Annotated in this window: 10 protein-coding genes and 1 pseudogene; 9 read left to right on the forward strand and 2 right to left on the reverse strand. The window is 32.2% G+C overall.

All coding sequences use genetic code 11. The features are described from left to right. Both B3L86_RS11245 and B3L86_RS11250 read left to right on the forward strand, forming a co-directional pair. The coding region (locus B3L86_RS11245; RefSeq protein WP_291119075.1) for an alpha/beta hydrolase family protein at nt 1-958 on the forward strand (958 nt) is incomplete at its 5' end. Beyond that, nucleotides 959-1,387: a GNAT family N-acetyltransferase gene (locus B3L86_RS11250; protein WP_291119077.1), complete on the forward strand. Its 429-nt coding sequence runs from the start codon at nt 959-961 to the stop codon at nt 1,385-1,387. Between the two features lies 1 nt (nt 1,388). Here the strand turns inward: B3L86_RS11250 and B3L86_RS11255 are convergent, their stop codons facing one another. Next, on the reverse strand, nt 1,389-1,739 hold the full coding sequence (locus B3L86_RS11255) for a helix-turn-helix transcriptional regulator (RefSeq protein WP_291119079.1): 351 nt from the start codon (nt 1,737-1,739) through the stop codon (nt 1,389-1,391). A 184-nt stretch (nt 1,740-1,923) separates the two neighbouring features. On the opposite strand from B3L86_RS11255, the gene B3L86_RS11260 reads away from it, so the two are divergent. Both B3L86_RS11260 and B3L86_RS11265 read left to right on the forward strand, forming a co-directional pair. Next, the gene (locus tag B3L86_RS11260) at nt 1,924-3,063 is read left to right on the forward strand and encodes a hypothetical protein (RefSeq protein ID WP_291119081.1); all 1,140 of its coding nucleotides are present in this window, start codon (nt 1,924-1,926) and stop codon (nt 3,061-3,063) included. Continuing rightward, nucleotides 3,017-3,829, forward strand: coding sequence for a hypothetical protein (locus B3L86_RS11265; RefSeq protein WP_291119083.1), 813 nt, complete (start codon nt 3,017-3,019; stop codon nt 3,827-3,829). Before B3L86_RS11260 ends, B3L86_RS11265 begins: the two co-directional genes overlap by 47 nt. A gap of 52 nt (nt 3,830-3,881) precedes the next feature. Here the strand turns inward: B3L86_RS11265 and B3L86_RS11270 are convergent, their stop codons facing one another. Continuing rightward, nucleotides 3,882-4,100 (reverse strand): hypothetical protein, encoded by a 219-nt coding sequence (locus B3L86_RS11270; RefSeq protein WP_291119085.1) that lies wholly within the window; start codon nt 4,098-4,100, stop codon nt 3,882-3,884. A gap of 119 nt (nt 4,101-4,219) precedes the next feature. Between B3L86_RS11270 and B3L86_RS11275 the strand changes: the two genes are divergently transcribed. From B3L86_RS11275 to B3L86_RS11295, 5 genes and pseudogenes are all read left to right on the forward strand, one after another. Next, complete coding sequence (locus B3L86_RS11275) at nt 4,220-4,639, forward strand: hypothetical protein (protein WP_291119087.1); 420 nt, start codon at nt 4,220-4,222, stop codon at nt 4,637-4,639. Between the two features lie 37 nt (nt 4,640-4,676). Then, nucleotides 4,677-6,131, forward strand: coding sequence for a lipopolysaccharide biosynthesis protein (locus B3L86_RS11280; RefSeq protein WP_291119089.1), 1,455 nt, complete (start codon nt 4,677-4,679; stop codon nt 6,129-6,131). Further along, nucleotides 6,132-6,566: a dUTP diphosphatase gene (gene dut, locus B3L86_RS11285; protein ID WP_291119091.1), complete on the forward strand. Its 435-nt coding sequence runs from the start codon at nt 6,132-6,134 to the stop codon at nt 6,564-6,566. 91 nt (nt 6,567-6,657) lie between these two features. After that, entirely contained in the window at nt 6,658-7,668 is a 1,011-nt protein-coding gene (locus B3L86_RS11290; protein ID WP_291119093.1) for a sugar phosphate nucleotidyltransferase, read from the forward strand. Between the two features lie 4 nt (nt 7,669-7,672). Continuing rightward, a pseudogene (locus B3L86_RS11295) lies at nt 7,673-7,916 on the forward strand (cytochrome C biosynthesis protein); the annotation flags it as partial.

The following is a 7,916-nucleotide window of genomic DNA, read 5'->3' on the forward strand; positions in this document are numbered from 1 at the left end:
TCCGATTATAAACAAAGAAGGAGCACACGAAGTAGAAGTATCACCTGACGAAAAAATGCTATTGGTTCGCTATTCGTCAAAAAACAAGCCATGGGAATTATATATTGGTGAAAATAAACCTAATGCTACGTTACAGCAAATAACCTTTTCAACAACTAAAACATTTGACGCTTATACTTGGAAATCACCTGAAGTAATCACTTTCAAAGCCAAAGACGGAGCCGATGTTTATGCTCGAGTTTACGAACCTAACGCAAAAAATAAAAACAATGCAGCGGTAGTTTTTGTTCACGGGGCCGGATATTTGCAAAATGCTCATAATTTTTGGAGTAGTTATCATCGTGAATATATGTTTCACAATTTGCTGACCGATTTGGGTTACACCGTTTTAGATATCGATTATCGTGGAAGCGACGGTTATGGACGTGATGTAAGAACCGGAATTTATAGACATATGGGTGGATTGGATTTGTCAGACCATTTGGATGGGAAAAACTATTTAGTGTCACAAAAGGGAATCAATCCTGATAAAATTGGCATTTACGGCGGTTCTTACGGCGGATTCATTACATTGATGGCACTTCTCACCACACCCGGAGAGTTTAAAGCAGGAGCAGCCTTACGTTCAGTGACAGATTGGGCTCATTACAACCATGGTTATACCGCAAACATTTTAAATTATCCGGAAACGGATCCGGAAGCTTATAAAAAAAGTTCACCGATTTATTTTGCCGATAATTTAAAAGACCGATTAGTAATGTTACATGGAATGGTTGATGATAATGTACAATTTCAAGATATTATTAGATTGACACAACGATTTATCGAATTAGGAAAAAAAGACTGGGATTTGGCGGTTTATCCGGTTGAAGCACACGGTTTTAGAGAAACCTATTCATGGGTGGATGAATATACCCGAATTTTGAATTTGTTTAATGAAACTTTATTATCAGAATAAATGGTAACGCTCAAAGAACTTTCTTCCAAAGTTGAAATGCTTCAACAATTGCCCTTAATTCAGCAATTATATCCTGAATTTACCGAACAAATTTACAGTGATTTGCTAGATGAAATGCTGCCTAACAACTACAAACAATTAGTTGCTTTTGAAAACGAAACAGCAGTTGGTCTTTCCGGTTTTTGGGTGGGAACAAAATTATGGTGCGGAAAATATCTTGAATTAGACAACGTGATTGTGCATCCCAATCATCGTTCTAAAGGAGTTGGAAAATTACTCACAGAATACTTGAATCAAAAAGCCATTGATTTAGGTTGCAAAGTCGTAGCGTTAGATGCTTATACCAATAATTTTCCGGCTCATAAGTTTTATTTCAACCATGGATTTGTGCCGAAAGGGTTTCATTTTGTAAAGTTTTTGGAGGAGTAGATTATTCTTTTAACCGCTCTTTTAAACTTAGATTTTCTTCTTCGAGTTTTTGAATGTATTTTCGTTGACTTTCAAGAATAAACTCAGGAATTGTGTAAACATTATTGGTCCCTTGATTAATTCCAACAGATTGATCTTTGCAAATTATAAAAGTGGTTTCTTCCACTTCAAAAATATCTTCAATAGGGACGTCTAAAATACTTGCCAATTTCACCCATTCTGAGGAATGAATTTTAGCTAAACCTTTTTCTCTTCTGTTATAATTAGAAACATCAATACAGAGTTTTTCTGCAATTTGTTGCTGGGAAATACCCTTCTTCTTTCTTACCTCAATCAGTTTAAATTTTTCCATAAAACATTTATTGTATTGCGAAAATACGCAAAAAATACGCAATGGATTAATTTTGAACAAACTTTTTAAATCAAGTATTTAGCTACATAAAAATTTTTAAAATTTATTTTTCCACAAAAAAATTACCAGAAACAGAAGTTTATAACCCAAATTAATTCAAATCATTAACCTAAAAATTAAATTTATGAGTAAATCAAGCACAATCTTTAAAAAGTTATTAGTTTACAAAAAACTATTTTTTGTAATATTCGCAGGAATAATTATTTCTTGTGATAGTCCGAATCTTAGTCAAGAAGAAGTTTTAATCAATAAAAATTCTTTTGAACAGAGAAGTAGTTCTTTATTTGAAAATGTTGAAGCTATTTATATAGATAATGGACTTAGCTCAAATTGTGAAAATAACATACTTGTTTTTCCGAGTTGGGAAGATTTTCGTATAATTGCAGATCAGTTAGACGAAATGGTTGAAATTCATTGTGATGAATTTGAATATAGTAATGACCCAGGTCTTTCAGATGAAGAATATGAAGCTGTTGCTGAAAGTATAGGCTTTGATGAAGATATGCCTTTAATAAATTTTGAAAATGATTTAAATTTTTGTTCTTTGAGAAGAATGGTTTATGACCAAGAGACAGATTGGCTTAGTCAACAAGGTGATGGTGAGTGGGATGTTGAAGCAGACCCCGACAATCATTTCATTGACGAAATTGAAAGAACACTTTTTAATGAAGGTGTAGAAGTAATTATTGGAAGTAGAGATGACGGATATGTTTTGTATAAATTTTTTCATTGGGGTCATATTGAAATACACAACGAAGATTATTCAGCTTTACAGAGCATAAATCAAACAGGTCAGATGCCTACTAATAATCCAAACGTAATTGTGGTTAGAGAAGAAAATAATTCTTCTTCCGGTTCTTGTAAAGGAGCAGTTGATCATAGAAAGTTTTTTTCAACAGGTTCAAGTACAAGAATAAAAACTATAGATAAGATTAGAAATCCTTCATTAACATTTTTTACCGCCCCAAATATAAAGGCAAAAACAAAATATTATAGAAAAAAGTTAGGTGTTTGGACAAGAGGTAAAACTACAATAACAGCAGCAATTAAAGGGACAAGATATGTAGGTTTCGTTGCTAATGGTTGTGGTTCTCCTGGACCAGTTGATAAAGCAAAGACAAAAAAACGAAGTAAAGTTAAAGTAAAACAAACTTCATTTGAATTAAGTAACCATACTTTACATAACAGTTTACTTGGAATTCATAAAAGAAGAGAAGATGTTATTAAAAATATTGATTTTTACAGTGGTAATGTTGTCCAATAGTTTAAAAAAAGTGATGAGCATCATGATGCTCATCACTTTTTCTTGTTTTTTTTCCTACTCACAGTCAGTCAATAAAGAACATGAAAATTATACGAAATTGGGTATTGTAGTTGGTACTGAGAGATTATTTACCGATAATCAGCAAAACAGTGTGGGTTATTTTTACGACACTAAGAAAACGTTTACGATAGGGCTCGATTATAGATTCTATAGTTTTAAAAAATTTAATTTTAAAGCAGGATTACATTTTAGAACCTATTTAACTAGGGAATTTTACAACATTAGATCATTTGATTTTGGTGGAGAGTTTGATTTAAGAGGATTAACACAAGTAGGTGATATTAATCAATACAAATTACCTCTTTCTATTGAATATATAATCACAATTTCCAAGAATTTTGATTTATTTGTTGGAACCGGTGTTGAACTACTTTTTTATGAAGATGATCCGACAACTGGTTTCCTTTTAATAACTAATCCCAACATTGAAGATCAAATAGGTTTTTTAGAAGAAGGAAATAACAAAGGACAATTTACCTATGGTTTTAACCTTTCTATTGGAGCAAACCTATACACTAAGCTTTTTTGTTTTAAACCTTTTGTAAAATATAATATTCAAAATGAAGATATATTTGTTAATAAAGTTGAAACAGTTAATTTGCAAGTATCTGAAAATACCACTTCAATTCACAAAATAAACGGGAATTATCTCATGTTTGGGTTAGCAATTATACCATCAAAACAATTGTTTTCGAAAAAAAAGTAATTCAACATTTTATTTAATTTTGAGATAAATAAAAAAGTACTAGCCTTCTCATCTATAAATCGTCAACATCTATAAATCGACCTAATTTTATATCTTGTTTAGATTGTTCCGCTCTTTTTTTATATTCATAAACCGAGAATGGGTTTAAAATAGCAGTAGTTTTTTGCTTTTTAGCGAAAGCCAAAAGTGATTTTATCGAGTTAATAAGATTTTCATCTTGAATCAACTCTAACTCTTTTTGAATTTTTTTTATTTCAAGTGATACATTCATAACTTTATTTTTTACAAACGTACAAAAACTTTTAATTAGTTGTTTTTCAAGTTGAAACAACAATAAATTATTTTGATTTATTTAAATCAATTTTCGGCGGATAATTGTGTTTTTATAAAATGAAAAAATTGCTTTACATACAATTACTATTTTTATGTGGATGTTCTTCAAAAGAAACCTTCCAAACCCAATTTCCCATTCCAATTTCTCATTATTTTTATCAAACAAAAGGCAATCAAACTCATTTTTTTATCGAATTTCAACAAGACATTCCAGAAAACATCAAACTCAAAAAACTTTATTTCAAAAACCAATCCGCAGTAATTAAAATGATTTCCAGTCATAAAGTAGAAGCGGTTTTCATCAAACACGATTTAATTCTTGATGCAGATGCTGAGAATGAATACGGCAACCAACTGCCTATTGCAGAAAAACCAAAATTTAATTTAAAACCTACAGAAGCCGTTTTAGAATATTCACACAAAAATAACTTAATGCACCACAAATTCCTTGATGTTGCCGAAAAGTCAAATAATTAGTTAATTTTGCTTGATAACTATAAAAGACCACTAACCCTTGGGACTTTACAAATCACTTTTTAAACAAACCGCCATTTATGGGTTAGCTACCGTGCTTCCCAGAATGTTGAGTTTTTTATTGGTGCGACTTTATACTGATGTTCTTGATACAGCAGCTTATGGAGAAGTGTCTGTTATCTTTTCGTGGATTGTTTTTTTTAATGTTCTTTTGGCCTACGGAATGGAAACTTCTTTTTTTAGATTTTATTCAAATCATGACGATAAAAAAGCAGTGATAGGAACATCGATGATTTCTGTTTTTTGGTCTTCCATTGTTTTTTTGGTAGTTTTTATGTTGTTCAGAAACACCATTGCAAAATTGGCAGGAATTGATGTAGAATTTATCACCTACACCATTTGGATATTAGTTTTGGATGCTTTAGTGATTATTCCTTTTTCAAAACTTAGAGCCTATCAACGCCCCGTTATTTATGCCATTATTAAAATTGGAAATGTGTTGGTAAACCTTGGCTTAAATCTTTTCTTTTTGCTTGTATTACCCAAAATGGCCGCCGCAAATCCCGATAGTTTCTTGGCAAGTATTTATATAGAAAACTTCCAAATAGGCTATATTTTTATAGCCAATATCATAGCTAGTTTGTTAACTTTAGTTGTGTTATTGCCAAATTACTTTCACATTCAATGGCATTTTGATACCCAATTATGGAAGAAAATGCTTCGTTATGGTTTCCCGATTTTAATTGCAGGTTTGGCATTTGCCATCAACGAACATTTTGATAAAATTCTATTAAAATTTCTGAATGTCAGCAAATCAGAGATTGGGGCTTATGCTGCTTGTTATAAAATCGGATTGTTTATGGTTTTGTTCAGAACGGCATATACTTTAGGAATTGAGCCCTTCTTTTTTAGTTATGCTAAAAATGAAAACGCACCCAAAGCTTATGCAGATGTTGCTAAATATTTCGTAATCTTTGGTTCCATTATTTCATTGTCAGTAATCGTTTTTGCAGATATCATCAAAGTGTTATTAATCCCAAACAGCGATTATTGGGAAGCCATGAAAGTGGTGCCTTTGATTGTTTTAGCCAATTTCTTTTTAGGAATTTATACCAATCTCTCTGTCTGGTATAAGTTGACCGATAGAACCAAAATGGGAGCTTATATTTCTATTGTTGGAGCCATTATAACGCTAGTTTTGAATTTTCTCCTGATCAAACATTTAAGCTATGTAGGTTCTGCAATAGCAACAATTGTAGCCTATGGCTCAATGATGTTTATATCGTATGTTTTGGGAAATAAATACTACCCAATTCCATATGACATGAAAAAAATAAGCGGTTATCTTGGTCTATCAATTATTGGTTCAACAATCTATTTTTATGGATTCCGAGAAAATTATTTCATAGGAGTCGGAGTGTTATTGCTATTTCTTTATTTTGTGTATTACAATGAAAAAGAAACTATTTTACGAATTTTAAAAAAATCAAATTAAATGCAAATCAAAATCATCAATAAATCACAACATCCCTTACCCAACTACGAAACAATTGCTTCTGCCGGAATGGATTTAAGAGCCAATTTATCAGAGCCAATTACCTTAAAATCATTAGAACGAACCATCGTTAAAACAGGTTTGTTTATTGAGTTACCAATTGGCTATGAAGCTCAAGTTCGTCCTCGTAGTGGTTTAGCTGCCAAAAAAGGAATCACCGTTTTAAATTCTCCCGGTACAGTTGATGCTGATTATCGTGGTGAAATCGGGGTAATTTTAGTAAATTTATCCCATGATGAATTTGTCATCGAAAACGGTGAGCGAATCGCCCAATTAATCATTGCCAAACACGAAAGAGCCGAATGGATTGAAGTAAATGAATTATCTGAAACATCCAGAGGTGAAGGTGGTTTTGGTAGCACAGGCGTAAAATAGTATTCAGTTTTCAGTGACAGTAAACAGTTTTTAAAATTAATAGTTAACAGTATTCAGTCAAGTCTTACTACTCAAATCTTACTACATCAATATGAAAATAATAGTTCCAATGGCCGGTCGCGGTTCAAGATTAAGACCTCATACCCTAACCGTTCCAAAACCATTAATTCCAATAGCCGGAAAACCAATCGTTCATCGATTAGTGGAAGATATAGCCGGAGTTTTGAATCAACCGATTGATGAAGTAGCTTTTATCATTCATGAAAGTTTTGGCAAACAAGTGGAAGAAGAATTAATCGCAATTGCTCAAAAATTAGGAGCAAAAGGAACTATTTATTATCAAAATGTAGCTCTCGGAACAGGTCACGCCATTATGTGTGCCAAAGATTCATTGAGCGGACCTGCAGTCATTGCTTATGCCGATACATTGATTCGAGCCGATTTTGATTTGGATACTTCAGCTGATAGCGTAATTTGGGTAAAACAAGTCGATCAGCCCGAAGCTTTTGGCGTTGTAAATTTGAATTCTGATGGAGAAATTATTGAATTAGTAGAAAAACCAAAAGAGTTTGTTTCTGATTTAGCGGTAATTGGAATATACTATTTCAAAGATGTAGCCGTTCTTAAAAACGAGTTGCAATCGGTTCTTGATAACAATATTATTCATGGTGGTGAATACCAAATTAATGACGGAATCAAACAAATGATGGCAAAAGGAATGAAGTTTGTTCCCGGAAAAGTAGAGGAATGGATGGATTGCGGAAACAAAAATGTGACGGTGGAAACCAATTCAAAAATGTTGCATTTCCTTCATCAGGATGGAGAAAAATTAATTTCAAAAGCGATTGTTTCAGAGAACTCAACCATCATCGAACCTTGTTTCATTGGCGAAAATGTTGAGTTGAAAAATGCAACAATTGGCCCAAATGTGTCATTAGGATATGGTTGTAAAGTTGAAAATGCTTCAATAAAAAATAGTTTGGTTCAAAATTTGACAGTAATAAAAAATGCAAATTTAGACAATGCAATGATCGGAAGTAACGTGACATTTGACGGAAATTTTACTTCAATAAGCATTGGTGATTATTCAGTTTTAGAATAAAATTATGACAATAAAACGATTGTTTTTTGCTTTTATAGTGTTGGGGTTTTTATCTCAACCATTACAACTATGGTCTCAAGAAGAACCGGAAGATATCGCATTGGATACTGATGAATTTCAAGTGTTTTTTTATGAATCTTTAAAGCAAAAAGGAATCGAAAATTATGATAAAGCAATTAACGCATTGCAAAGATGTGAAGCATTGCAGCCCAACAATCCTGTTGTTTATTTTGAATTGGGCAAAAACT

Source organism: Flavobacterium sp. UBA6135, assembly GCF_002428305.1.
Taxonomy (GTDB): domain Bacteria; phylum Bacteroidota; class Bacteroidia; order Flavobacteriales; family Flavobacteriaceae; genus Flavobacterium.

Coding starts and splice junctions, on each gene's coding strand:
- B3L86_RS11250 (WP_291119077.1), top strand. CDS start 959: ATGGTAACGCTCAAAGAACTTTCTTCCAAAGTTGAAATGCTTCAACAA.
- B3L86_RS11255 (WP_291119079.1), bottom strand. CDS start 1,739: ATGGAAAAATTTAAACTGATTGAGGTAAGAAAGAAGAAGGGTATTTCC.
- B3L86_RS11260 (WP_291119081.1), top strand. CDS start 1,924: ATGAGTAAATCAAGCACAATCTTTAAAAAGTTATTAGTTTACAAAAAA.
- B3L86_RS11265 (WP_291119083.1), top strand. CDS start 3,017: ATGTTATTAAAAATATTGATTTTTACAGTGGTAATGTTGTCCAATAGT.
- B3L86_RS11270 (WP_291119085.1), bottom strand. CDS start 4,100: ATGAATGTATCACTTGAAATAAAAAAAATTCAAAAAGAGTTAGAGTTG.
- B3L86_RS11275 (WP_291119087.1), top strand. CDS start 4,220: ATGAAAAAATTGCTTTACATACAATTACTATTTTTATGTGGATGTTCT.
- dut (WP_291119091.1), top strand. CDS start 6,132: ATGCAAATCAAAATCATCAATAAATCACAACATCCCTTACCCAACTAC.
- B3L86_RS11290 (WP_291119093.1), top strand. CDS start 6,658: ATGAAAATAATAGTTCCAATGGCCGGTCGCGGTTCAAGATTAAGACCT.